The organism is Tenacibaculum sp. Cn5-46 (genome assembly GCF_022347705.1).
GTDB classification, from domain to species: Bacteria; Bacteroidota; Bacteroidia; order Flavobacteriales; family Flavobacteriaceae; genus Polaribacter; species Polaribacter aiptasiae.
In genome coordinates, this window is sequence record NZ_JAKRGD010000002.1 from 1 (window position 1) to 26,587 (window position 26,587).

A 26,587-nucleotide genomic window follows, 5' to 3' on the forward strand; every position below is an offset into this window, starting at 1 on the left:
CATTGTAATAATGCTTACCATCGTTTTTTTCATAAAGTTTATATTGAATTAGCAATTTGTTTTTTTATAGCATAACAAAAGTATAACCTTTATTTATATCTCACAAAAACCTATAGCTATAAATTATTCCTAAAAGGTTTAAGCCATGTGATATAATACTTCTGTAACGCAAAAAAACCTTCCAAAATAATGGAAGGTTTTTTCTTTCTGAGGTGTCGAGCGGATTCGAACCGCTGTACATGGTGTTGCAGACCACTGCCTAGCCACTCGGCCACGACACCTTATATTGATAAGGACTGCAAATTTACAGTTTTTATCCTTTTCTGCAAGCTTTTTTTAATTTTTACGTACATCTTTTACAATAATTACAACTTCGCCTACATTTCCTCCTATTGGTGGATTAATTTTTGAAACGCTAACCTCCGCTTCTTCAACAAGTTGTATCTCTCTAAAGATTCTATCTATAATTCTTTGTGCTACATGCTCCAATAATTTAGAACGAATAGCCATTTCTTCTTTTACAATATGATTTAAATGAACATAGTCTACTGTATCAACTAACTCATCCGTTTTTGCCGATTTTTGTAAATCTGCTTTTACTTCAACATCTACTCTATATTCTGAGCCTATCTTTCCTTCTTCGTCTAAACATCCATGATTGGTAAATAAACGAATATCATTTACTCTTATAATTCCCATATAGGCAAAGATACTATTGTTTCTTAATTTGTAAAGAAATCAAAAACATTACTTAATGCACTTGTACTTGCTTTATAAAACTCTGTATAACTGCATCTTTGACAGGTTACACTAGTAAATTTTTTATTCTGTACATCAAAAATTTTAGACAACGTTCCTCCTGTAGCTCTCATTTCACTTATTTCGTAAGTATGATTATTACATTTTGGACAAGTATAGTTTAACGGTTTTTTCATTTTCTTTGATTTTTTATACTTATTAGAGTACTTAAATAAAAAAATGTTACAACTTACCTAATTTCTAATGTCTGCTTTTTGTCTTCAAACTTTATAGTATATTTTCCTTTTGGCAAATAATAAACTCCGTTTTTTGCTTTTTTCACAATTGCATCCTTATGTTTTTTCAAGTATTCTTTTCTTCCTTCATCCGAAAAAGAAGCATCATATGTTACTTCATTAAACCCTTTCTCTACATTTTTTTCAATTGTATTAATTAGAATATCATCTGCATAAATTTTTATACTAACCTTTTTATTTTCTTTCACGTAAAATGGAATTGAAATTTTAGGTGTATTGGGCTTTAACCACTTACTCCATGAACTTCCCCAAAAATTACTTTTTCTAATTTTCTTTACAGCAAATAATGTTTCTTCATTTTTAAAGTCTTGCAACGGCGCTATATTTGCTTTATACAAACTACGTCCATGTGTTCCCACAATTAAATGCTTAGCCTTTGGCTGAATTACTAAATCGTGTACCGCCACATTAGGTAATCCTTTTTGGAATAATTGCCATTCTGCTCCCTTATTAAAAGATACGTACAAACCATTATCTGTTCCTACATACAAAATGTTTTCTTTTTTAGGATCTTCTTTAATCACATTTACTGGTGAAGCCGGAATGTTACCACTTATGTTTTTCCATGTTTTCCCATAATCATCAGACATATATACATATACATTAAAATCGTCCCAACGGTAGCCATTCAACGTAACATACACTCTTTCTTTTTTATGTTTTGAAGCAATTACTCTACTTACCCATAAGTTTTGAGGTAATGTATTTGAGATATTCTCCCAACTTCCACCTCCATTTTTAGTAAGCTGTATATATCCATCATCTGTTCCTATATAAATTAAACCAAATTGAAATGGACTTTCTGAAATACTTGTCAATGTACCATAAGCTACATTTCCTTTTCTTCCTCCTTTGGTTAAATCTTCTGAAATAGTTTCCCAAGTATCTCCTTTATCTAATGAACGATGTAATTTATTTCCTCCTAAGTATAATATATCCTGATTGTGTTTTGATAACTGGATAGGGGTTTGCCAATTAAAACGATATGGGTTTTCTCCTAACTTATGCTTTGGTTGTATATATTTTTGTTGTCCTGTTTTTCTATTAATTCTATAATAATTCCCGAATTGATATCCTGTATACACAATATTAGGATTTCTATCGTCTACAGCCACTTGCATACCGTCTCCTCCCATAATACTTTCATATGGATTTTTTCCTGTTTGCTTCCAACGCTTATCTATTTTAGCATTATGACTCGCTACCCAAACACCATTGTCTTGTAAACCTCCATATACCTTATAGTTTTTCTGATTATCGGCATAAACCGTATAAAACTGCCCTACTGCAGGTTGATTCAGTTTTGTCCAACTTTCACCATCATCATATGAAATATTTAAACCTCCATCATTACCATCAATTAAATGTCCTTGTTTCTTTGCATTTACCCATAATGCTTGATGATCGGCATGCACATTTTCTTTGCTAATTGACGTAAATGTTTTTCCTCCATCTTTCGATTTTAAAATAGGAACCCCTAATACATAAATTCCTTTTTCATCTTGTGGATCTACTCGTATTTCTCCAAAATAATATCCATACGAATAATACAAGTCATCTAAATACCCTTCGTGTGTTTTCTTCCATGTTTTCCCACCATTGGTAGTCTTAAACACTTCTGCTCCAATTACCGGAGTATCAAACAACAAAGTATTCGCGTTTTCTAAATACTTAGCTAAATCATTTGGTTTTACAGAACCAGAACGTACCATTTGCTTTACATTTTCAGCTCTATATTTTTCCTGAAAACCATTCATTTTTAAATAGGTATTCAGCTTTTTATCTTTCAATTTTAAAAAGTCTTCTACAGGCATTGTTTTAAAATCGTCTTTTGTTAACGCATTTGAATCTTCATCATCTTTCTTTTCCTTTTTTCTTCTAAACTGACTATCGTGAAAAGCGTATACTACATCTTCATTAAAAACTGCTAATCCAATTCTTCCAACACTTTTTCCATTTGGAAAACCATTATTGTCGGATATTTTTTTCCAAGTACTTCCTGCATCGGTTGATTTATATATTGCTGAATTCTTTCCATCTCCATCAAAATTCCATGCTTTTCTATTACGTTCCCACGCAGCAGCATATAAAACATTAAAATTATTAGGTGCTTGTTGTACATCTATTATCCCTGTATTTTTATTGATAAACAAGGTTTTTTTCCATGTTTTTCCTCCATCAGTCGTTTTAAAAATACCACGTTCCTTGTTTGAAGAATATAAATGACCAATAGCTCCAATTATAACCTCATCTGGATTATTTGGATTAATTAAAATTCTACCAATATGATGGCTGTCATGTAAACCAACATTTTCCCACGTTTTTCCTTTGTCCGTAGATTTTAAAATTCCTATTCCTGCATATGAGGAACGTGATGAATTATTTTCTCCTGTACCTACCCATAATGTTCCATTTTTCCAATCAACTGCAATATCTCCTACATTTTGCGTTGGAGAATTATCTAATACTGGTGTAAAAGTTGTTCCATTATTATTAGTATACCACAAACCTCCTGATGCATAACCTACATAAAATTCAGTTGTATTTTCTGGATTTACATCAATATCTACTACTCGACCACTCATTACTGTTGGTCCAATGTTTTCAAAAGAAACATTTTTTACTATTGATGTTTTTGCTAGCGATTCTTTTTGTACTAGCGATTCTTTTATTTTTTTTGAAGTAGTAGCCTGTTGTGCTACCAACGCATAAGGAACTAATGCTATAAAAACTTTACAAATTGTTTTCATCATCTTGGTTTTAGAGCTTATGAAAGTACTCTATGTAAACTTCATATCAAAAAAATTAACAATAGATTCTCTTATCGATTTAAAAAACAATTCTCTCTATTCAAAAAAATATTAGATTTGTGTAATTTGAACAGCATAGCTATGAATATTTTTATTCTTTCTGTTAGTGACCAAATATATTCTACTCAAAGAATATATAAAGAAGCGCATCGTAGAGGACATAATGTTAGAATTATAAATCATTTAAGATGTTCTATAAAACTTACAAATGGTAAACCTGAAATTATTTATGAGGGTGAAAATATTATTAATATTCCCGATGTAATTATCCCAAGAATTGGTGCTTCTGCAACTCGACATGGAGCAGCAGTTGTTAAAGAGTTTGAAATGAATGGTGTATATAGCGCCGCTACTTCCTTAGGTATTTTACGTGCTCAAAATAAGGTTCGTACCTTACAAATAATGAACCGTAAAAACATTCCTATTCCAGACACTTTATTCTCTGTTAACCCAGAAAACATTAACGAACAAATAGATTTATTAGGAGGAGCTCCAATTATAATTAAATTACAAGAAGGTACGCATGGTTCTGGAGTTATTTTAGCTGAAAGTAAAAAATCTGCTAAATCTATTATCGATACCATGTATGGTACGAATACCAATATTTTATTGCAAGAGTTTATTCAAGAGAGTAACAGTGAAGATATTCGTGCTTTTGTTGTTGGAGATAAAGTTGTTTCTTCTATGAAAAGAAAAGGGTTAGAAGATGATTTTCGTTCAAATATTCATAGAGGTGGTAATGGTTTTAAAGTAACCTTAACTCCTGAAGAAAAAGAAATAGCTATAAAAGCTGCTCAATATTTAAAACTACCAGTTACTGGTGTTGATTTGATACGTTCAAAAAGAGGCCCTTTATTAATTGAAGTAAATTCTACTCCTGGACTCCAAGGTATTGAAGCTTATACTAAAGACAATATAGCTAAGGCTATTATTAAATTCTTAGAAGAAAAATGTTTAAACAAGAGTTTAAAAACCAAATCGTAGAGATACGTGGAAATAAAATTGGTTTAGGTGAATCTAAACTAATTAAAATTCCCATTGATAGGTTACCTACTGGTACTCTTATTGAAATTCCTGTGTACGTTTTTAACGGTGATGAAATAGGCCCTACCATTTTATTACAAGGAGGTTTACATGGTGATGAAGTAAACAGTATTGAACTTGTTAGAAGAATGCTTATTGACAAATCTTATAAAATACATAGAGGTTGTGTTATTGTTGTTCCTTTATTAAACATCTTTGGTTTTTTAAGTTTATCTAGATATATGCATGGGAAAGATGTTAATAGAAGTTTTCCTGGTTCTAAATCTGGTTCTTTGGCCAGTAGAATGGCATATTATTTAATGAAAGAGCTTACTAAAAATATCGATTTTGCTATTGATTTTCATACTGGAGGAGCTCAAAGAAATAACTTTCCTCAGATAAGATATACTCCTGAAGATGAAAGAGGATATCAATTAGCCAAACTTTTTAATGCTCCTTTTTTGTTTGGCTCTAAACTAATTCCTAAATCCTTTAGAAACCAATGTTATAAAAACAACATCCCTGTAATTGTTTATGAAGGAGGTGAATCTTTACGTTTAGATGAAAATGCTATTCAACAGGGAATAGATGGTACACTTAGAATTTTAAAACACTTTGAAATGATTAATAATAGTGTTGAAGTTCCTGAAAATCTTATTACTATAGCTATTCATAAGCGAAAATGGATTCGTGCAAAAGTTGCTGGTTTATTCAATGCCAAAATTGAAAACGGAGCAGCAATTAAAAAAGGACAAGTATTAGGTAATATTATGGATACTTACGGTAAAACTAACTTTGATATCAAAGCTCCTTTTGATGGATATATTATTTCTAAAAACAACTTTCCAATTGTAAACATGGGAGATGCCTTATTCCATATTGGAACTACCTAACTAACTGTATCTATTTGTTTTATTAATTATTTTTCATTTTCTTTAGAATCAATTAACTAATTAAAAAACAACAAATTATGGAATTAATTATTAGCTTATTAAGTGGTGCTATTGGAGGAAATATTGCCGGCGCATTATTAAAAAAATATTCTATGGGTACGCTTTGGAATTCTGTTGTAGGGATTCTTGGTGGTGGACTAGGAGCCCAACTATTAGGTATGCTTAATATTGATATTTCTGGTATTATTGGAAACATTGTAGGTAGTGGTGTTGGTGGTGGAGTTTTAATGGTAATCATTGGACTTATTAAAGGAGCAATGAAAAAATAATAAGTTAAACACATATTACATATAAAAGACGCTATTTCAGCGTCTTTTGTAATTTATGATACATCCTAATAAATAGCAGTACCTTTGCAAATTCATAGTTATACTTTTTATAGCTATCTCTGAAAAAATATATATGACATTTAAATCTTTAGGTTTATCTGATGCTTTACTAAAAGCCATCAAAGAAAAAGGATACAATTCTCCTTCTCCAATTCAAGAAAAAGCAATTCCACATATTTTAGAAGGAAAAGATGTATTGGCTTCCGCACAAACAGGTACTGGAAAAACTGCTGGTTTTACACTACCCGTTTTACAATATTTAGCAGAAACTAAGCATCCTAAATATCGTCCAATAAGAGCTTTAGTATTAACTCCAACTAGAGAGTTAGCTGCACAAGTTTACGATAACATAAGAGAGTATAGTACTTATTTAAATATAAAATCTACAGTAATTTTTGGAGGTGTAAAAGCATCTGGTCAAATTAAAACTATACGTCAAGGGGTAGATATACTGGTTGCCACTCCAGGAAGATTATTAGACTTACACGAGCAAAAAGCTATATCTCTCAAAAGAATTAATGTTCTTATTTTAGATGAAGCAGATAGAATGTTAGACATGGGCTTTGTTAGAGACATTAACAAAATTATAAGTTTCATGCCAGAAAAACGTCAAAATTTGTTATTCTCTGCTACTTTTTCTAAAGAAATAAAAAAACTTGCTGAAGGTATTTTAAAAAATCCTGTTTCTGTCGAAGCCGCTCCGCAAAATTCTACTGCTGATAAAGTTGCTCAAAAAGTGTATTCAATTGACAAGAAAAAGAAAACAGAGGTTGTTATCAAACTTATCAAAGAAGGTAATTGGAGTCAGGTTTTAATTTTTACTAGAACCAAACACGGAGCTAACAAACTAACCGAAAAGCTTATTAAAGCAGGTGTTACTGCTGCTGCTATTCATGGAAATAAGAGTCAAGGAGCCAGAACCAAAGCACTTGCTAATTTTAAAAACAATACTAATAGAGTTTTAGTTGCTACCGATATTGCTGCACGTGGTATTGACATTCCTTTATTGCCACATGTTATAAACTTTGAACTACCAAATGTTCCTGAAGATTATGTTCATAGAATTGGTAGAACTGGTAGAGCTGGTGCTAAAGGTGAGGCTATTTCTTTAGTTTGCAGTGAAGAAACTGAATATCAAAAAGAGATAGAAAAAATATTAAATCAAAAGCTGAAGACTGAAATTATTGAAGGGTTTGAACCAACTGATACAGCTAAACCTAAAAGAGCTTCTACTCAAAAAAAGAAATCTTTTAAAAAGAAAAAAGGTGATGGCACTACTCATAGAGGTAGCTCGGGCAAAAAACTTACAAAAGATAACTCTGACAAGCCTTCAAATAAAAAAGAAGGAAGGTCTAGAAATAACAAAAAGAATCAATCTTCTCCTAGTTCTAATAACAAAACGCGTAAAAGAAACAATAGAAGAAGAAATAATAAAAAAGCTGAGAATTAATCCTCAGCTTTTTTATTTTGATTATTATTTATAATGTACTTCTTGTACTTTCCATCTTTATATCGGTAATAAATAAATAAAGGCATTAAAATAAACGACATAAATAGAACTCCTAATCCCATTACTACTTGTGCTTTTGGGTGCTCGGTATTTAAAAGGTAAACTCCAGCAATCATCCATAACAAAAAGATAACGAATAGTATTTTTAATAAAGTCTTCATTGTTTTCTATTTAATAGCGCAAAAATAAAAAATCCTACCATTTTTAGACTGGTAGGATTTCAAGTTTTATATAAATATCAATTACATTTTTTGTAACCAATTTTTAACATCTACTTCTTCTTTAATAATATCTCTTAATTCAGAAATAGCTACACGTTTTTGTTCCATAGTATCTCTATGACGAATTGTTACCATGTTATCATTTAAAGTATCGTGATCTACAGTAATACAGAATGGCGTTCCATTTGCATCTTGACGACGGTAACGACGTCCTACAGCATCTTTTTCATCATAAGACACATTGAAATCCCATTTTAAATCATCAACAATTTTACGTGCTATCTCTGGCAATCCATCTTTTTTAACTAATGGTAAAATAGCCGCTTTAGTTGGCGCTAAAACTGCTGGTAATTTTAAAACTGTTCTTGTTGTACCATTTTCTAATTCTTCTTCTTGTAAAGATTTTGAGAAAACTGCTAAGAACATTCTATCTAAACCAATTGATGTTTCTACTACGTATGGCACATAATTCTTATTCTCTTCATGATCGAAATACTGTAATTTCTTTCCTGAATGCTCTTCATGTGCTTTTAAATCGAAATCAGTACGAGAATGAATTCCTTCTAATTCTTTAAATCCAAATGGGAATTTAAATTCAATATCTGCAGCTGCATCAGCATAGTGTGCTAATTTTTCATGATCATGGAAACGATAATTATCAGCTCCCATACCTAAGCTTAAATGCCACTTTAAACGAGTTTCTTTCCAAGTGTCATACCATTCTTTTTGAGTTCCTGGTTTTACAAAAAATTGCATTTCCATTTGCTCAAATTCACGCATTCTAAAAATAAACTGACGCGCTACTATTTCGTTACGAAAAGCCTTACCTGTTTGGGCAATTCCAAAAGGAATTTTCATACGACCCGTTTTTTGCACATTTAAGAAATTTACAAAAATTCCTTGTGCAGTTTCAGGTCTTAAATATAAATCCATTGCGGTTTCTGCTGAAGCTCCTAATTTTGTTCCAAACATTAAGTTAAACTGCTTAACATCTGTCCAATTTTTAGAACCTGTTAAAGGATCGGCAATTTCCAATTCTTCAATTAACGCTTTTACATCTGCTAAATCTTCATTTTCTAAAGATTTTCCAAGTCGACCTAAAATAGTGTTTATCTTCTCTTGGTACCCTAAAACACGGCCATTAGTAGCAAGAAATTCTTCTTTATTAAAAGCATCACCAAAACGTTTTGCTGCTTTTTTTACTTCTTTCTCTATTTTACCCTCTATTTTAGCACAATAATCTTCTACTAAAACATCTGCTCTATACCTTTTCTTAGAATCTTTATTATCAATTAATGGATCATTAAATGCATCTACGTGACCTGATGCTTTCCATGTAGTAGGATGCATTAAAATAGACGCATCTATCCCTACAATATTTTCGTGCATTTGCACCATTGCTTTCCACCAGTAATCTCTAATGTTTTTCTTTAACTCTACTCCATTTTGAGCATAATCATATACCGCACTTAAACCATCGTAAATTTCAGATGATTGAAATACATAACCATACTCCTTAGCATGCGATAATACCTTTTTAAATTGATCTTCTTGTTTTGCCATGGTGCAAAAATAAAATAAGGATTTAAACTAACGCTATTCTAAAAGAAAAAAGTGAAGAATTCATTTAATTCTTCACTTTCTATTATTTTTTTTAATGATTACTTATCTGAGCTTTAAAGTTGTGGCTCCTGAGTAAACACCATCAACAAAAGCACTCACGGTATATTTTCCTTTGTTTATATCATCTCTATTTACTAGAACTAACGATACTAAGCTTAATCTGTCGTTACTATAATTTACTTCTATAGAATCTGAATATTGAATTTTACCTCCATCTTTTAAGTTCGTAACTCCTTTTGGTGCTACTACTTTTTTATTCTCATCTATAATTTGGATATAAACAGATTTCTCTCCAGCTTCAGTAATTACATTTTTTAGCAAATCAAAATTGATTTTAAATGCGTCTGTTCTACTTGATCTCGATGTAGAAGTTAATTTTCCACTACTACGCTCCTTCATTGCAATTGCTTTTACTGGACTTGTCTTTATAATTCCTCCAATTGCAATTTTCTCTTCAAGTGATTTTTGCTTCTCAGTTAACTCTTTATTCTTTTCTGTTAACGAAACATTTATTGTTTCCTTTTGCTTTAAAATTTCATTAGTAATAACATTCTCTTGAGCTAAAGCGTTGTTAACTGTACTAAGTGAATCTACTCGAATAAATAAGTTTCTATTTTCTCTTTCTAACGTAACAATTTTTCTCCTATACTTTCTAATTAGATTATAGTTATCAGTTCGTAAATTTTTGATAGAATCACGTAATTCTTTCATTTTTACCAACTCTACTTTTAATCTTTTAGAGAGACGTTTTTTTCTTACAACAACATCAGTATAATCTTTTATCATTTCGTCTAACTCTTTTTCTAAATCAGTCTTTTCTTGTTGAAAGATTTGTTTCAAGTCTTCGTATTGGCTAGATTTCTGAAACGAGTACAACGTTAAAAAAAGTGTAAGCATTAAAAGCACAACAATTAATATGCTTTTTCTTTTGTGGGGAGTCATAATTAAGGGGGTTTATTGGGGTTAATTAATAGTTTTCTACTTCATTTCTTTATCTTAATTTCACAATTGATTTACCAGCAAAAACACCATTTACAAATATCTTAACTAAGTAAGATCCTTTGTGTATATTTTCTCTATTTACATAAATAAAAGAAATTACGGGTATTTGCTTATTATGATATTCTGCCATTAAAATATCACTACTTATTATTTTCTCTTTATTTTTTAATCTTACTTCCTTTGCAGGAGCTATTACCTTTTTATTTTCATCTAATATTTGAATATAAATAGGCTTTACTCCTTCTGAAATAATTTTATTTTCTAATAAATTAAATTCTACTTTAAAAGCATCTGTTCTACTAGATCTTGATGTAGATGTATATTTATCTTTCCTTCTTTTTTTCATTGCCTCTACCTTTACTGAAGATATTTCAATAATTTCTGCGACGGCAATTTTTTCCTTTAAAACCTTTTTCTCTTGTCCTAAGAAATAATTTTTATGCTTTAATTTTGTGTTTAGATTTTCTTTTTCTAACAACGCTTCTTTTACGCTATCATTTTTAGTTTCTAGTTCATTATTAAGAAGGTTTAATGAATCTATTTGTGTAAAAAGTATTTTATTTTGTGTAGCTAGATTTGCAATTCTTTTTCTATAAAAACGAATTAATCCATAATCTATCGCTTTTAAATTTTGAATGGTGTCTCTAAGTTTTATTATTTTATGAAGTTCTTCTCTAAGTTTTAATGAAACTTCATTTTTATCAAAGCTTACATCTTCATAATCCTTAATAACAATATTAAGTTCAGATTCTAGCTCCTTTTTTTCTAACTCAAAAACATTCTTTAATTCTGCATAATCACTCGCATTTTGGTATGACAAATATCCAATGGTAATTATTAAAACCATCAAAAAGGCAACAATGCCGTTATTTTTCAATCTTGGTATAGTAATCATCATTTGGGGAATTATGATGAACATTTTACTGTGTTCTGCGCTAATATACTATTTTTTAACACACTTGTACACAAATGCCGGTGGAAAGTTAAGAGGCTCAAAACTTAAGGATATATTTTTCCCAAAAACTTCTTTCAATTTTTTGTAATAAGTTAAACTATATTGATATTGAATAAACATCCCATTAGGCTTCAAAAAATGATAACTTTCTAATAAAATATTAGACGATATTTTTTTAGGAATAATTGTTAGTGGCAAACTAGATATTATATGATCTGCCTTATCATATCCTAACTTTCCTATTTCTTCTTTTATTTTTTCTGCTGAAGATTTTAAAACAATTAACTGAGGATTATCTATCTCTTTTAATTCTTCATAAAAAGCATCATTAATTTCAAAACATATAACAACAGCACTAGGATGAACTTTTTTTAATATACTATGAGTAATTGCTCCATTTCCAGGTCCTAACTCTACTATAACTCTAGCTTCTGAAAAATCTATTTCTTTTAGCATTTTATCTGCTAAAAACCTAGAGCTAGGAACTACAGTCCCAGATGTTTTATAGTTTTTTACTGCTTCTTTAAAAAAATTAAGTTTCTTGTTCAAAATGCTTTTTTTGTTAGTTTTTTGTATCTTTCTATTAAAAAATGGCTTGTAAAGATGCGACTTTTAAAAGAAATATTCTATTTATTTTATCCTAATCTATGTGTTAATTGTACGTTAACGCTATTGCAAAACGAAAAGCACCTCTGTACAACTTGTAATAATGATTTACCTATTATCGACGACAACCCTTATACAAATGTTACAATGTTATCTACTTTTTATGGAAAAGTACCTATAAAAAGTATTCGCTCATTTTTATACTATCAAAAACACGGAATAACACAAAAAATTATTCACGAGTTAAAATATAAAAACCAACAACAAATAGGTGTGTTTCTTGCTAATAGATTTGGATACTTATTAAAAGAATCTAATATTTTTAATCATGTTGATTATATCCTTCCAGTTCCTCTTCACCCTAAAAAATTAAAAAATCGTGGCTACAATCAACTTACCAAATTTGGTCAAACTTTAAGTGAAGTTTTAGATATCAAATATATTCCTGATATTCTTATAAAAGTTTCTGTTTCAAAAACACAAACTTTTAAAAAACGTTTTGATCGTTTTTCAAACAATAAAACCAAATTTAAATTAACTAGTTATACTTTTTTTGAAAAAAAACACGTTTTACTTATCGACGATGTTATTACCACTGGAGCTACACTTGAAAACTGTTGTAAAGAATTACTAAAAACAAAAGATATTACCATTAGCATAGCTACTATGGCTTACACTAAAAATGTATAGATTTCATTCGTCTTATTTTACTACTTTTGATGTTATATTTTAAATATTAATTTGTGAAAATTAAACATACTCTTTTTGTTATTTTATTTACCCTTTTTATAGCTAGCTGTGCAAAACAAGGTAACCCAACTGGTGGACCAAAAGATGAAGATGCTCCTATTATGGTTACTGCTAAACCCCCATATGAATCTATCAATTTCAATAAAGAAAATATACGAATTGAATTTGATGAATATATTGTTTTAAAGGATCTTTCTAAACAACTTGTTGTTTCACCTCCTTTAAAATATCCTCCTTTAATTACTCCACAAGGTACACCTAGTAAGTATATTAACATCAAAATTTTAGACACTCTAAAATCTAATACTACTTATACTTTTAATTTTGGTAATGCTGTACAAGACAATAATGAAAATAACAAACTTGAAAGCTTTAAATATGTTTTCTCTACCGGAAACTATATTGACTCATTGAGTTTAAAAGGTTCTGTTGCACCAGCTTTTAAAAAAGAAAAAATTAAAGACATTAGTGTATTATTATATAAATTAGACAGTACTTATAACGATTCTATTGTTTACAAACAAAAGCCAAGCTATGTAACTAGTACATTAGACTCTACCAATTTTGAGTTTACCAATTTACGAGAAGGAAAATATCTTTTACTTGGTTTAAAACAGTCTTCAAAAAACTACCTTTTCAATAGTCAAAATGATGAGATTGGTTTTTTTAAAGACACTATTTCTTTACCTCAAGATACCTTGATTACAGAACCTATCCGTATTTTTAAAGAATTACAGCCTTTTAAATTTAAAAGAGGAAAAGAAATAACCAAAGGGAAAATTTTATTTGGTTTTAACGGTGAAAAAGAAAATATGAAAGTCGATTTATTATCGTCTGTTCCTACTGATTTTAAATCTTTTTCTAAGTTTGAAAAAGATAAAGACACTCTTAACTATTGGTATACTCCAATAATTGAACAAGATTCTTTGAACTTTATAGTTAGTAATACTGATTTTAAAGATACTATTACCGTACGTTTACGTAAAAAGAAAATAGATTCTCTTTCTATTTCTTCAAATATTCGTAGAACACTACATCTAAATGACACTTTATTTCTTAACACAAACAATCCTATTGTAAACATTGATAAAACAAAATTTTCTCTAGTAGATAAAGACACAGTTGACGTTCCTTTTGAAGTTAAAAAACTAGATATTAATAAGATTGCTGTTTTATTCTCGAAAAAAACAAAAATGGATTATAATTTCAATGTTTTACCTAAAGGAATTACCGATCTTTTTGAAACTTCTAATGATTCTTTAAATTATAGATACAATACACTAACTCCTGAAGATTATGGAACTATTGTATTAGATATTAAAAAAGAAACAAAACACCCAGTTATATTACAACTTATAAATAAAGACATTGTAATTAAAACTAGATATCTAAACACCTCCAAAAAAGTAGAGTTTGAATTACTTGAACCTAGAGAATACACTGTTAGGGTAATTATTGATGAAAACAATAATAATCAATGGGATACTGGTAGTTTCCTATCTAGAAAACAACCTGAAAAAGTGATTTACTTTGAAAAAATTTTCAAGTTAAGAGCTAATTGGGTACAAGAAGAAATCTTTACTATTAAGTAAATTACATTTTACCAACTTGCTGTTGGAGAAAATAATAAATCCGTGGGGTTATCAATATCGTATAAGTATTGATAGCTCCTCGTTTCTTTTTTACAAAAAGGCTCTATAAGATTCAACATATTTATAAAACCTCTTAATGTAAGGACACAATAAAAGGTTTTATAATCTTCTGTAAGTATCCCTTCATCAGACTTGAACAATCCTAAAATTAGATTACAATTCCTAGGTTTTATAAAATCTACAGTAGATAAATCTAATCGTTGTTTTTTATTAATTATTACATCTTCAATTAGCTCACTAAGCTTCTGTGCTTCTTCCTTATTAAAGTTATACAATCTAACAACATTCTCATTAAGACCATTTACATTCTCCAAATAATCTAGCTCCATTCTTTAGTTTTTAATGTGCCTCTAACCAATTTTCTCCTAAACCAACCTCAACATCTAATGGAACTGACATTTTAAATGCATTTTCCATTTCTTCTTTTATAATTGGCTGAATAATCTCTAATTCATCTTTATGTGCATCAAACACCAATTCATCATGAACTTGTAACAACATTTTTGATTTGAAATTTTCTTTTTCAAATCTGTTGTGAATATTAATCATTGCAAGCTTTATAACATCTGCAGCACTACCTTGTATTGGTGCATTTACTGCGTTTCGTTCGGCAGCACTACGTACAATACCATTACGAGAATTAATATCTTTTAAATACCTACGACGCCCTAAAATTGTTTCCACATAACCATTTTCACGAGCAAAATCTACTTGCTTTGATATATAGCTTTTCAACTTTGGATATGTTTCATAGTATGTGTCAATTAAAGCCTTTGCTTCTTTTCTTGATAAATCTGTTTGATTACTTAATCCAAATGCCGAAACTCCATAAACAATTCCAAAGTTTACTGTTTTAGCATTACTACGTTGCTCTCTAGTTACCTCATCGATAGCTACATTGAAAACTTTTGCTGCTGTTGAAGCATGAATATCTTCTCCATCCTGAAAAGCTTTAATCATCGTTTCTTCTTCACTTAAAGCAGCTATAATTCGTAATTCAATTTGAGAATAATCGGCAGCTAATAATACGTGATTTTCATCTCTAGGAATAAAAGCTTTTCTAACCTCTTGCCCTCTTTTTGTTCTAATTGGAATATTCTGTAAATTCGGATTATTAGAACTCAATCTACCTGTTGCAGCTACAGCTTGTGCATATACTGTATGTACACGTCCTGTTTTAGGGTTCACCTCATTTGGTAAAGCATCTACATAAGTACTTTGTAATTTTTTATACTGACGGTATTCTAAAATATTAGCAATAATCTCATGATCTTTTGCTAATGCTGAAAGCACATCTTCGGCAGTTGAATATTGTCCTGTTTTTGTTTTTTTAGGCTTGTCTACCAATTTCATGTTTTCAAACAAAACAACTCCTAACTGTTTAGGTGATGCTATATTAAACTCCTCTCCTGCTTCTTTATAAATATTTTGCTCTAATTGCTCAATATCTTTTGCTAAATCTACCGATAAAGACTTTAAAAAATCAGTATTTAAGTTAATCCCTTCTATCTCCATTGCTGTTAACACAGACACCAACGGTGCTTCAACATCTTTAAATAACCCTGTTAAGTTGCCACTTTCTAACTCTTCTGAAAAATGTTCTTTTAACTGGTAGGTTATATCTGCATCTTCTACTGCATATTCACTTTGCTTTGAAAGCTCTACCTGACGCATTGATAGCTGATTCTTTCCTTTTTTCCCTATTAATTCGGTAATTGATACTGGCTGATAATTCAAATAAGTTTCTGAAAGAACATCCATATTATGACGCATATCTGGATTTATCAAATAATGCGCAATCATAGTATCAAACAATTTTCCTTTTACAGGCATATTGTAATTTGACAATACTTTGATATCGTATTTTAAATTATGCCCTACTTTTTCTATGCTATCATTTTCAAAAAACGGCCTGAATTCTTCAAGTATCGTTTGTGTTTCTTCTTGGTCTTCTGGAAATGTAACATAATATCCTTTCTTTTCCTCCCAAGAAAAAGCAATACCTATCAACTCAACTTCTAAAGCTTTTAACCCAGTAGTTTCTGTATCAAAACATACCGATTCTTGTTGCATTAATTTATTCAACAACAGTTTTCTAGATACTGGCGTATTTATTAATTGGTAAAAGTGATTTGTATTGTCAATAGTTCTAAAACCATTAATATTATTTTCTTCACTAACTTTTCCAGTTCCTGGTGCTGCAAATAAATCGAACTGACCTGTATTGTTAGCTCCATCTGCTACTGCTTTCTTAGTTGTTTTACTTGAACTCTCTTCAGCTACAGATTTTGCTCCAAATGTTTTTAAGAAATTATCACTTAAGCGCCTAAATTCTAAGTCATTAAATATTTCTGTTGTTTTTTGAATATCTGGTTGTTCAAAAATCAATTTATCCTGTTCTAATTCAACAGGCACGTCTAGCATTATAGTTGCTAATTTTTTAGAAAGTAATCCTAGTTCAGCATTCGCCTCTACTTTCTCCTTCATCTTTCCTTTCAGCTCATGGGTATTTTCTAGTAAGCCTTCCATAGTTCCATAGGCAGCAAGGAATTTTTTAGCAGTTTTTTCTCCAACACCTGGTAACCCTGGGATGTTATCTGCTGAATCTCCCATCATCCCCAAGTAATCTATGACTTGTTCTGGGGTTTCTACACCAAACTTTGTTTTTACTTCTTCAATCCCCCATTTTTCATAACCATTCCCCATTCTTGGTGGACGGTACATAAAAATGTTATCCGAAACCAATTGAGCAAAATCCTTATCTGGTGTAACCATATAAGTTTGTAAACCTTCTTTCTCTGCTTTTTTTGCTAAGGTTCCTATAATATCATCCGCTTCATACCCTTCTTTTACAATTGCAGGAATATTCATTGCTTCCAATATCTTTTCAATATACGGGACAGCTATTTTAATAGCTTCTGGTGTTTCTTGTCTATTCGCTTTATACTCAGGAAAAGCTTCTACTCTATCTACACTTCCTCCTCTATCAAAACAAACAGCTAAATAATCTGGTTTCTCACGCTTTATTACATCAATTAAAGAATTTGTAAATCCTAAAATTGCCGATGTATCCATTCCTTTTGAATTAATACGTGGATTTTTTATAAAAGCATAATATCCTCTGAATATTAGTGCAAATGCATCAAGTAAAAAAAGTCGTTTTTGTTCTGCCATTTTGTTGTTTAAAGCCTAATGAAATAAATTACTGATATAGATTGAATTAAGAAAAATAACCTATAGAAATTGTTCCTGCGAACTCCGTTTGTAAAGCTACAAAACTTTAACAAGATGTTAAAAATTGATTTTTTAGAATCCCCCTATCTTTGTTCGACTTAAAAAAACATAAATATGTCTCGTTGGCTTATAACAATCATTATCATTTCGTTACTTATTATTTTACTTGAAACTTATGCTTTTCAAGCCATTAAAACAGTAACTAAAAATAAGTTTATTCGTTACGGATGGTTACTCTTCGGAGTTTTAGCATACGTCAACTTTTTTTATGTAATTTTTACTTCCGATAGAAGTTCTGGTCAAACCAAGCAATTTCAATGGGCATTTGGTTTTTTACTACTAGCTTTAGTTCCTAAATTATTTATTTTATTGTTTATGCTTGGAGAAGATTTAGTAAGATGGATTCAAAAAGCTATCTCGTATTTTTCCTCAAATGACACTAAAGAATTGGCTGGAAGAAGAAGTTTTATTGCCAAATTAGCTATAGGTATTGCTGCTATTCCTTTTGCAAGTTTACTTTATGGAATCTTTAAAGGTAAATACAATTATAAAGTACTTAAATATCAATTAAAATTTAGTGATTTACCTGATGCTTTCGATGGTTTTACAATTACTCAAATTACCGATATTCATTCTGGTAGTTTTACTAATAAAGAAGAAATTCAATATGGTGTTGATTTAATAAACGAGCAAAAATCAGATGTAATTTTATTTACTGGTGATATTGTAAACAATTTTGCTACTGAAATGGATAACTGGATTGACACTTTTAAACAATTAGAAGCTCCTTCGGGAAAATATTCTATCCTTGGAAACCATGATTATGGTGATTATTCAAAATGGGAAAGCAAAGAAGAGAAAACTGCAAATTTTGACGCCATTAAAGGAATTCATCCTAAAATTGGTTTTGACTTATTACTAAATGAGAATAGATATCTTGAAAAAGATGGTCAAAAAATAGCTTTAATTGGTGTAGAAAACTGGGGAAAAGGTTTTAATCAAGCTGGCGATTTACAAAAGGCTTCTGAAGGAATTAATAAAGACGATTTTAAAGTATTAATGAGTCACGACCCTAGTCACTGGGAATATAAAGTTAAAAAAGACGATTTTAACTACCAGTTAACTCTAAGCGGACATACACATGGTTTACAATTTGGTATAGAAATCCCAGGATTTATCAAATGGAGCCCTGCCAAGTATGTTTACAAGCAATGGGCTGGTTTATATGAGGAATTTGGGCGTTATATTAACGTAAATAGAGGTTTTGGATACCATGCTTTTCCTGGAAGAGTGGGTATTTGGCCAGAAATTACTGTAATAGAGCTAAAAAAAGCCTGATTTTTAAAGGAATTTAAACAAATGTTAATATCTATTTAAAAAAAAATCGGTAATTTTGATAAATTTTTTATATAAAACTTTATAGAAATGACAAAGTTTGGTGAAATTATAAGTATTGACAAACCTGTTTTAATTGACTTTTATACAGATTGGAGCGAGGTAGAACCTAGCTTAGACACACTTCGTGATGTCGCTGCTGCTTTAGGAGATAAAGCTAAAGTTATTAAAATAGACATTAAAAAGAATGAAGTTCTTGCTGATGCTTTGCGCGTTAAAGGAAACCCAACTTTTATGATTTATAAAGATGGCGAAATGAAATGGCGCCAGACCGGTGAGCAAGATGCTAACACTTTAATCGGCTTAGTACAACAGTACGTTTAAAGTATAGCCTTAAATTCATACCCCTTTTTTGTATATTCTTCCAAAAACTTTGGAAGAGCATAATACAGCCTGCCACTTGCTTTTATACTATCATGAAAAACGATAACACTTCCTTTTTCAGTATTATCTAACACGTTTTTTAAGCATTTTTCTTTAGTTACTGAGGTGTCAAAATCTGCAGAAAGGACATCCCACATTATAACCCTATACCCTTTTTTAAGCATTTCTTTTGCTTGTTTTCCTTTTATCTTACCATAAGGAGGTCTAAACAATTTTGTTTCATTAGACTCCTTTATTTTAGAAATCTCATTATTAATAATCTCTTCGCAAAGCTCAACATTCTTTATATAGTCTTCTTGATTCGTTTTCCAACCATTTAGGTGATTAAATGTGTGATTCCCTACCGAATGTCCTTCTTTTACTATTCGAGAAAAAACTATAGGATGTTTTCTAATATTATCGCCAATGCAAAAAAAGGTTGCTTTTGCATTATATTTTTGCAATTCATCTAACACAAACTCTGTAACCTCAGGAATAGGCCCGTCATCAAAAGTTAGATAAATTTCTTTTTTATTAGAAGAGAAACACCACGTATACTTAGAAAATATTTTTTTAAGTATACGTGGTGTTTTTATAAAATACAACCTCATTAATTTTAAGGTTTTATAGAATCTAATTGTTGCATAAATCGCTCATTTTCTTCTGTCGATGACGGATTAAACAAACCTTCATGAATTAAATAATCTTTAAGCGCTTTTTTACCATATTCTGTATCATCATAACGCATAATTTGTTGCATTACATTTTGATACATGTACAAATACGTTTCTATATTCTCTTTCACTAAATCTAAGTCTTCATAATCAAACGTATGGTAATACTTTAATTTTTGCTGGAAAATTTCAGTTAATGTTTCTGATGTTTCTCTGGCCTTATCAATATCTCCCATGCGGTAATACAACTCAGGATATCCTAAAGAAATACTGTAATGGTCAAAATCTTTAATTGGCATTTTGTATAATGATAAATCTAGCACATCTTTTGCTTTTACCGAGTCTCCTTGTTTCATAAACTCTTCTGATAATCGCATTAAGTTGTTTCTAATTGATATTGCATTACGCTTACTTTGCTCATCTAAATAGATTTTACCATTATTAATGGTTTTCCAATCCCATTTTTTAACATTAGCATACATTTTTTCTGGGTCAATACGCCCCATATCAAATATAGACTTTCCTTTGTTTGGTGTTTTTATTGGTACTAGTTTATATGCCATTCCATCTAGCTGCAAATAGTCTTTTAACCAAATATACTCTTCATCTGCATTTGCTCCTCCTGTAAAATAAATTGGGCGTTTCCAATCGAAATTATTTAAGATATCTAACATTAAAATTCTATTCTTTGTTAGCCCTTGCTCATCGACAGTAATATCTATATATGGTAAAATTTTATCGGCATCTTTTTTAGCTACCAATCCAGTTTTTAATACATTTTCTTTATTTACTGGAATTCTAATTCTATTTAATGGATAAAATTTTTCTTTAGAATCTTCTCCTGTTTCTAAATATGTTCTATCACTATCACTAGAAATCCAACGCATAAAGGTATCTATTGGCCAAATTGAATCTTTCAATTGTGGTAATGGATAATAATACGCTACATCTAAAGTTCCATATTTATACTGGTCGTGTGTTAATTTTGACGGTATAGGATCAGCATCGTATGTTTTCTTTTTCATTTGGTCAATATACCAATCTGTTTGAAAAAGACTTGTATTTACAATCTTAATATCTGGTCGAACACCTTCTACTTGTTGCATATACCATAACGGGAATGTATCGTTATCACCAATAGTAAATATAATTGCATTCGGATCGCAACTTTCTAAATATGTTTGTGCGTTTAACTGTGCAATGTATCTATCTGCTCTATCATGATCATCCCAGTTTTGAGCTCCCATTAATACTGGTACTGCTAGTAACGAAACCACTGATACTCCTATAGCTACTGCTCTTTTATTCGCATAGTTCTTAAAATATTCATACAGTGCTAACACTCCAAATCCTATCCAAATAGCAAATACATAAAACGAACCTACTACTGCATAATCTCTTTCTCTTGGCTCAAATGGTTTTGGGTTGGTATAGAATATAATTGCAAACCCTGTGAATGCAAAAAACATTGCAAGTGTATATAAATTCTTTTTGTCCTTCTTAGCCTGATATAACAACCCAATTAATCCTAAAATTAATGGTAAAAAGAAATAAGTATTGCGTCCTTTATTATTCTTTACATCATCTGGTAAGTTTTTTTGCGAACCTAAACGAGCTTCATCAATAAAATTAATTCCGCTTAACCAGTTTCCTGATTCTATATCTAAATGTCCTTGTATATCATTTTGACGACCTACAAAATTCCACATAAAATAACGCCCATACATATAACCGAACTGATAATCGAGCATAAACCTCATATTTTCTATAAAGGTTGGACGTCTTTTACTTCTTGCTGGTATTCCTGCTATTCTTTTATAATGCTGTTCCGAACCTGGATCAACCATCCTTGGTATAAACCCTTTGTGTTTACTTGAGTAATTAGGTAGTACATTTTTGTATTTATTTACAATTACATATTTCCCATCCTTCTTTTCGTATTTAGGTTTATCATCTCTATATGGTTTTTCTGGATCTTGCTCTCGGTCGTAAGCTACAGAATAGTATTTATCGTAAAATACATTTGCATCACCATATTGTTCACGATTGTAATACGCTAACAACTCTCTTGCACTAGAAGGATTATTCTCATTAATTACTGTATCTGCATTTGCACGTATTGGTAACATTAACCATGATGAAAAACCAATCATGATAAATAATATCGACAACACTAAAGTATTTCCTGTTACTAAACCTTTTTTACGAGTATAGTTTAATCCAAAATAGAACAATACAATTAATACTATTCCGGCTATAATAGTTCCTGAATTATATGGTAATCCTATTTGATTGATAAAGAAAAGTTCTGATACACTAAAGAACTTAAGTGTGAATGGAAATAAAAACTTAAATACAAATGCCAATACTAATATTGAAACTACCGTTGCTATTGCTGTAGTTTTTACATTGATATCTTTATACGTTTTAAAGAAGTATAATAATACTATTGATGGTATTACTAATAACGATAATATATGTACTCCAAATGAAAGTCCTACAACAAAACTTATTAATACTAGCCATTTATTACCTCTTGGTGTATTAATTTCACTTTCCCAACGTAATCCTAACCAAAATAACAACGCCATTAAAAATGATGACATTGCATATACTTCACCTTCTACTGCACTAAACCAAAAACTATCTGAAAATGTATATGCTAAAGCTCCGACTACTCCACTTCCTAAAACAGCTATAGCTGCACTTTTACCAAACTCACCATTTCTAGTGGCCTTTTTCTTAGCCAAGTCAGTTATAGTCCAAAACATAAACAGAATAGTAAATGCACTAGCTAAGCCCGACATAAAGTTTACCATCATAGCCCACTGACTAGGGTCGCTGGTAAACATTGCAAAGAAAGCTCCTAGCATTTGAAATAAAGGTGCTCCAGGTGGATGCCCTACTTCTAATTTTACTGCTGTAGAGATATATTCACCACAATCCCATGAGCTCACGGTAGGTTCTAATGTTAAAGTATAAGTGATTAATGCCACTGCAAATGTAACCCAACCTAAAATTGTGTTCCATTTTTTGTAGTTAAATTCGTCCATAGATTTTTAATAAAGTTATTGTGAATGTACTAATAACTAGTCTGTTTTTGTTTCTAGCAAAAATATAATTTTGATTATATTTGTAGTGGTGTAAATCAGATAATTTTCTGTTAAAGAAAAAAAAATCAAAAAAAGTTTTGTGTAAACGAAAAAAGTATGTAAATTTGCATCCGCAATCACGCAATTGGCCTATGGTGTAATGGTAACACACCGGTTTTTGGTACCGATATTCAAGGTTCGAGTCCTTGTAGGCCAACTAAAAAGACTTAACAGATAATGTTAAGTCTTTTTTTTGCAATATATTTTGATTCTTTTTACTTCTTTTCAATTACCGCAGGCAGTATATATTCCTTTACAATCTTATCTGCATTAAGGTGAGCAATGGGGTTATTATACGCCGAAGAAGTTATAACTACCACAAATGGAATGTCTTTAAAAATAAAAATCTTATTCCCCCCTCTCCCACTACAAAAAGAAACCTCGTAACTCTTGCCTTCTACTTTGTATTCTTTATTCCAAAAAAGATAACCATAGTAACCGTTTTCTATCCCTGCATTAATTTGACTAACTTGTTTTGATAAACTTTTATCTACCCATTCTTTGGTTAAAATCTGTTTACCATTCCACATTCCTTTATTCTTATATAATTGACCATACTTTGCAAAATCAATAGCCCTTAGTTGTATTCCTCCGGCTGTATTTCCTACTTTTTGTGGAGTGTATTGCCATTTATAGTTAGTTATATTTAATGGTTTAAATAATTTTTCTTCTGCATAAGACACCAACCCTTTTGGTACCGATTTATGAATAACATCTCCCAAAATAACGACTCCTGCAGTAAAATAAGAAAAATCTTCACCTATCTTTTTTTCCTTCTCCATAGGTAAATCAAGTGAGAATTTAACCCAATTACTCGTTGGATACATCTTTTCTTCGTTCCCTATACTATTGTAATCACTATCATCTCCAACAAATCCTGAACTCATTGTTAAGAGAGATTTTAATGTTACCGAGTCTTTCTTTTTACTATAATTTTCAAAAGATTGTAAATCATAAAATTCTTTCAACAACACATTTTCACTTTGTATATAGTTTTCTTTAATTGCTATTCCTAATACTGTAGAAGCAAATGATTTTCCTACCGACCTTGCATCATGTAAACTATTTCTAGTTTCTCCATTAAAATATTCTTCTATTAATAATTTATTGTCTTTTATAACTACAATCCCATTGATATCTTCAAATCTTTTTTCTGCTATTTTTCTGTTCAGATCTTCTATTATTTTAGCATTAAAAGTGCTTTTTGATAATTCCCATCCACTATTCGGTTCTATTTTTTGAATAGGAATCAAACTTTCATCCACAGGAATTTTAGCCACCTCAACGGTAATATTTCCTTTAGCTAATACAGGCCCCTCTTTTAATGTTTCTGTTTTTATATAAGGTCGAACCTCAAAAGTTAAAGAACGTTTACTTCCTACCAACACATCTTGTCCTCCACTTAATTTCATGAACTTCATCCACATAAACCAGCCCCAAAAATCAATTTGTTCTGGATACATTAATGGAATAAAGTGTTTTCTTTTTTTGGTTTTAAAATCAACTGTTCCTGCTCCTTTGTTTAAATTCTCAGTATGTACCTTTTTTCCATCTACTATAATTGAAAACTGAAAGTTTCCTTTATTTAGTAATTGATCATCTGTTAAATTAGGAGCTAACGATTTAAGACTTTCAATAAGAGGTTTATCTAATGCAAAGTGAATATTTAAGTATTTGTCCTTATGTAAAGTGAAACTATTAGTATAATTTTTTGAAGTTATTTTACTTTTCTGAAAATCAATTTTGGAGAAAAATAATTTTCCAGTTGCTATTTCTTCTGATTTTTTTTGTGCGAAGCTTATCGTATTGTTAGAAATCATTAAACAAACAATAAGCACTAAGTAATAATTCAATCTCATGTTTTTAATTTAAATTTTTAACAAACATATATTCACACAAGACAGCAATAGCTCCAAACTATAAAATGGCACTCATTTTTAGTTGTTCTGAAGTATCTTTTATTGATTTTTTATAAACTAAAGGAGTAACTCCTTTTATATTTTTAAATACTCTATTAAAAGTTGTTTTTGAATTAAAACCACATTCAAAAGACAAACCTAACAGTGTTATATGATTGTATTTTTCGTTACGCATTTTTTCTATTACTGCTTCTACCCTATATTCATTTACAAAATCGGAGAAATTCTTATTCAACCCATCATTAATTACTTTTGATAGAACATGCGGAGTCATATTTAGGTTCTCTGCTAAAGATTTTAATGTTAGATCAGGATTTAGATAAAACTGGTTTGCTATCATTTGTCCTTTTAACCATGATGCTTTTTTGTAGATTTCTTCTGATGGTTTTTCTTTTCTTATACTATCCTCACTATTTTTTAGCGGTACTGTTTCTGGTTTAAAAAAGGTTTTAGCGCCAAGGCGAGTCGCTATAAAAAAGATGGATGCTACAGAACTTAACTTAAAAATAAATACTACCGAACTACTTATACTATAAGGTGCCCATAAAAACGAAAAGAATGCAAATACAACAACAATCTTATACATCCATTTTAAAATATAAACATCCTTTGGTTCAAATCTTTTGTTTAGCCAAGAATGATAAATCCTATAGGTAAAAAGATAAATAACGGAGAATAACACAATTGCAAAAATAATTTTTTTAGCCATGGACAAAGTTTATAGTTAAGACTATAAACCCTTCTTTTTGTTACAAGTTTCCAACTCATTATCAATAGCTTGAATCTAATAAAAAATAACTCTATAATTTTCCAAAATAATTTTTATTGTAACAAATTTTAAAGCTGGTCGTCTCCCTTGTAAAACTAAAACAAACCATTATGAAACGAATTTTAACAGCATTATTCTGCTTTTTCTTAGTAAGCTTATCTGCACAAGAAGCTAAGTTCAAACAATTTTACAAGAGTCATAAAGACAAATCTGCTTTTTCTATAAACTTATCTAGCTCTTTTGCTGGTTCTTTTTTAGATGACACTGATAATAAAGAATTAAAAAATCTTTTAGAGCAATCGAGCGACTTTAAGATTATGATTTTTGATAATAACAACAATAATGTTTCTAAAGATTTTAGACGTTTTTCTAGAAAAAACAGTTTAAAAACTTTGGTAAGAGCTAAAGATAAAGGTGGTAAAGCAGAAATTTTATTCTTAGAAAAGAAGGGATATGTAAGAGAGATTATTGTAAGAGCTAGTGGCGATAGCGATAAATTAGTATTATTAGGTATTAAGACTAAAATTACAAAAGACGAGTTAGCTAGCTTATTAGCTTCTTCTAAAAACAAAGTAGCTTCTAGATAAAAGCA

The 26,587-nt window shown here is 30.3% G+C and carries 23 protein-coding genes and 2 tRNA genes; 10 read left to right on the forward strand and 15 right to left on the reverse strand.

Annotation, left to right across the window (positions count from 1 at the left end; genetic code table 11):
• Positions 1 to 210: 210 nt before the first annotated feature.
• From MHN29_RS03955 to MHN29_RS03970, 4 genes are all read right to left on the reverse strand, one after another.
• Positions 211 to 281: transfer RNA gene (locus MHN29_RS03955), tRNA-Cys, on the reverse strand.
• A 55-nt stretch (positions 282 to 336) separates the two neighbouring features.
• Positions 337 to 699: a dihydroneopterin aldolase gene (gene folB, locus MHN29_RS03960; RefSeq protein ID WP_235274603.1), complete on the reverse strand. Its 363-nt coding sequence runs from the start codon at positions 697 to 699 to the stop codon at positions 337 to 339.
• 23 nt (positions 700 to 722) lie between these two features.
• Positions 723 to 935, reverse strand: coding sequence for a zinc ribbon domain-containing protein (locus MHN29_RS03965; protein WP_235274602.1), 213 nt, complete (start codon positions 933 to 935; stop codon positions 723 to 725).
• Between the two features lie 53 nt (positions 936 to 988).
• Positions 989 to 3,808, reverse strand: coding sequence for a glycosyl hydrolase (locus tag MHN29_RS03970; RefSeq protein WP_235274601.1), 2,820 nt, complete (start codon positions 3,806 to 3,808; stop codon positions 989 to 991).
• Between the two features lie 138 nt (positions 3,809 to 3,946).
• Here MHN29_RS03970 and MHN29_RS03975 point away from each other — a divergent pair, with 138 nt between their 5' ends.
• The 4 genes from MHN29_RS03975 (at position 3,947) to MHN29_RS03990 (ending at position 7,620) form a co-directional block, all read left to right on the forward strand.
• Complete coding sequence (locus MHN29_RS03975) at positions 3,947 to 4,849, forward strand: RimK family alpha-L-glutamate ligase (protein ID WP_235274600.1); 903 nt, start codon at positions 3,947 to 3,949, stop codon at positions 4,847 to 4,849.
• On the forward strand, positions 4,816 to 5,781 hold the full coding sequence (locus tag MHN29_RS03980) for a succinylglutamate desuccinylase/aspartoacylase family protein (protein WP_235274599.1): 966 nt from the start codon (positions 4,816 to 4,818) through the stop codon (positions 5,779 to 5,781). Before MHN29_RS03975 ends, MHN29_RS03980 begins: the two co-directional genes overlap by 34 nt.
• 77 nt (positions 5,782 to 5,858) lie before the next feature.
• On the forward strand, positions 5,859 to 6,110 hold the full coding sequence (locus tag MHN29_RS03985; RefSeq protein ID WP_235274598.1) for a hypothetical protein: 252 nt from the start codon (positions 5,859 to 5,861) through the stop codon (positions 6,108 to 6,110).
• Between the two features lie 133 nt (positions 6,111 to 6,243).
• Positions 6,244 to 7,620: a DEAD/DEAH box helicase gene (locus MHN29_RS03990; RefSeq protein ID WP_235274597.1), complete on the forward strand. Its 1,377-nt coding sequence runs from the start codon at positions 6,244 to 6,246 to the stop codon at positions 7,618 to 7,620.
• Here the strand turns inward: MHN29_RS03990 and MHN29_RS03995 are convergent.
• From MHN29_RS03995 to MHN29_RS04015, 5 genes are all read right to left on the reverse strand, one after another.
• A complete protein-coding gene (locus MHN29_RS03995) occupies positions 7,617 to 7,841 on the reverse strand; it encodes a hypothetical protein (protein WP_235274596.1) in 225 nt (74 codons plus the stop codon). The two genes, MHN29_RS03990 and MHN29_RS03995, sit on opposite strands and share 4 nt — an antisense overlap.
• 81 nt (positions 7,842 to 7,922) lie before the next feature.
• Positions 7,923 to 9,464: a glycine--tRNA ligase gene (locus MHN29_RS04000; RefSeq protein WP_235274595.1), complete on the reverse strand. Its 1,542-nt coding sequence runs from the start codon at positions 9,462 to 9,464 to the stop codon at positions 7,923 to 7,925.
• 102 nt (positions 9,465 to 9,566) lie between these two features.
• Positions 9,567 to 10,466, reverse strand: coding sequence for a hypothetical protein (locus MHN29_RS04005; protein ID WP_235274594.1), 900 nt, complete (start codon positions 10,464 to 10,466; stop codon positions 9,567 to 9,569).
• Positions 10,467 to 10,515: 49 nt separating this feature from the next.
• Positions 10,516 to 11,424: a hypothetical protein gene (locus MHN29_RS04010; protein WP_235274593.1), complete on the reverse strand. Its 909-nt coding sequence runs from the start codon at positions 11,422 to 11,424 to the stop codon at positions 10,516 to 10,518.
• Positions 11,425 to 11,469: 45 nt separating this feature from the next.
• Positions 11,470 to 12,030: a class I SAM-dependent methyltransferase gene (locus MHN29_RS04015; RefSeq protein WP_235274592.1), complete on the reverse strand. Its 561-nt coding sequence runs from the start codon at positions 12,028 to 12,030 to the stop codon at positions 11,470 to 11,472.
• Positions 12,031 to 12,084: 54 nt separating this feature from the next.
• Between MHN29_RS04015 and MHN29_RS04020 the strand changes: the two genes are divergently transcribed.
• Positions 12,085 to 12,777 (forward strand): ComF family protein, encoded by a 693-nt coding sequence (locus MHN29_RS04020; RefSeq protein ID WP_235274591.1) that lies wholly within the window; start codon positions 12,085 to 12,087, stop codon positions 12,775 to 12,777.
• A gap of 53 nt (positions 12,778 to 12,830) precedes the next feature.
• Positions 12,831 to 14,429, forward strand: a complete 1,599-nt coding sequence (locus tag MHN29_RS04025; RefSeq protein WP_235274590.1) for an Ig-like domain-containing protein — start codon at positions 12,831 to 12,833, stop codon at positions 14,427 to 14,429.
• A gap of 8 nt (positions 14,430 to 14,437) precedes the next feature.
• On the opposite strand, the gene MHN29_RS04030 is transcribed toward MHN29_RS04025, so the two are convergent.
• Positions 14,438 to 14,818 (reverse strand): hypothetical protein, encoded by a 381-nt coding sequence (locus MHN29_RS04030; protein ID WP_235274589.1) that lies wholly within the window; start codon positions 14,816 to 14,818, stop codon positions 14,438 to 14,440.
• A gap of 10 nt (positions 14,819 to 14,828) precedes the next feature.
• A complete protein-coding gene (gene polA, locus MHN29_RS04035; protein ID WP_235274588.1) occupies positions 14,829 to 17,663 on the reverse strand; it encodes a DNA polymerase I in 2,835 nt (944 codons plus the stop codon).
• Between the two features lie 174 nt (positions 17,664 to 17,837).
• Here polA and MHN29_RS04040 point away from each other — a divergent pair, with 174 nt between their 5' ends.
• Together MHN29_RS04040 and MHN29_RS04045 are read left to right on the forward strand one after the other, a co-directional pair.
• A complete protein-coding gene (locus MHN29_RS04040) occupies positions 17,838 to 19,061 on the forward strand; it encodes a metallophosphoesterase (protein WP_235274587.1) in 1,224 nt (407 codons plus the stop codon).
• 87 nt (positions 19,062 to 19,148) lie between these two features.
• Complete coding sequence (locus MHN29_RS04045) at positions 19,149 to 19,442, forward strand: co-chaperone YbbN (protein WP_150897949.1); 294 nt, start codon at positions 19,149 to 19,151, stop codon at positions 19,440 to 19,442.
• Here the strand turns inward: MHN29_RS04045 and MHN29_RS04050 are convergent.
• On the reverse strand, positions 19,439 to 20,092 hold the full coding sequence (locus MHN29_RS04050) for a polysaccharide deacetylase family protein (protein ID WP_235274586.1): 654 nt from the start codon (positions 20,090 to 20,092) through the stop codon (positions 19,439 to 19,441). The two genes, MHN29_RS04045 and MHN29_RS04050, sit on opposite strands and share 4 nt — an antisense overlap.
• Before the next feature lie 5 nt (positions 20,093 to 20,097).
• A complete protein-coding gene (locus MHN29_RS04055) occupies positions 20,098 to 23,208 on the reverse strand; it encodes a DUF2723 domain-containing protein (RefSeq protein ID WP_235274585.1) in 3,111 nt (1,036 codons plus the stop codon).
• 185 nt (positions 23,209 to 23,393) lie between these two features.
• Between MHN29_RS04055 and MHN29_RS04060 the strand changes: the two genes are divergently transcribed.
• Positions 23,394 to 23,464 (forward strand) — tRNA-Gln (locus MHN29_RS04060).
• A gap of 58 nt (positions 23,465 to 23,522) precedes the next feature.
• Here MHN29_RS04060 and MHN29_RS04065 read toward each other — a convergent pair.
• Both MHN29_RS04065 and MHN29_RS04070 read right to left on the reverse strand, forming a co-directional pair.
• Entirely contained in the window at positions 23,523 to 25,166 is a 1,644-nt protein-coding gene (locus tag MHN29_RS04065) for a serine hydrolase (protein WP_235274584.1), read from the reverse strand.
• Positions 25,167 to 25,224: 58 nt separating this feature from the next.
• Positions 25,225 to 25,935, reverse strand: a complete 711-nt coding sequence (locus tag MHN29_RS04070) for an AraC family transcriptional regulator (RefSeq protein ID WP_235274583.1) — start codon at positions 25,933 to 25,935, stop codon at positions 25,225 to 25,227.
• Positions 25,936 to 26,105: 170 nt separating this feature from the next.
• Between MHN29_RS04070 and MHN29_RS04075 the strand changes: the two genes are divergently transcribed.
• Entirely contained in the window at positions 26,106 to 26,582 is a 477-nt protein-coding gene (locus MHN29_RS04075) for a DUF4252 domain-containing protein (protein ID WP_235274582.1), read from the forward strand.
• Positions 26,583 to 26,587: the final 5 nt, after the last annotated feature.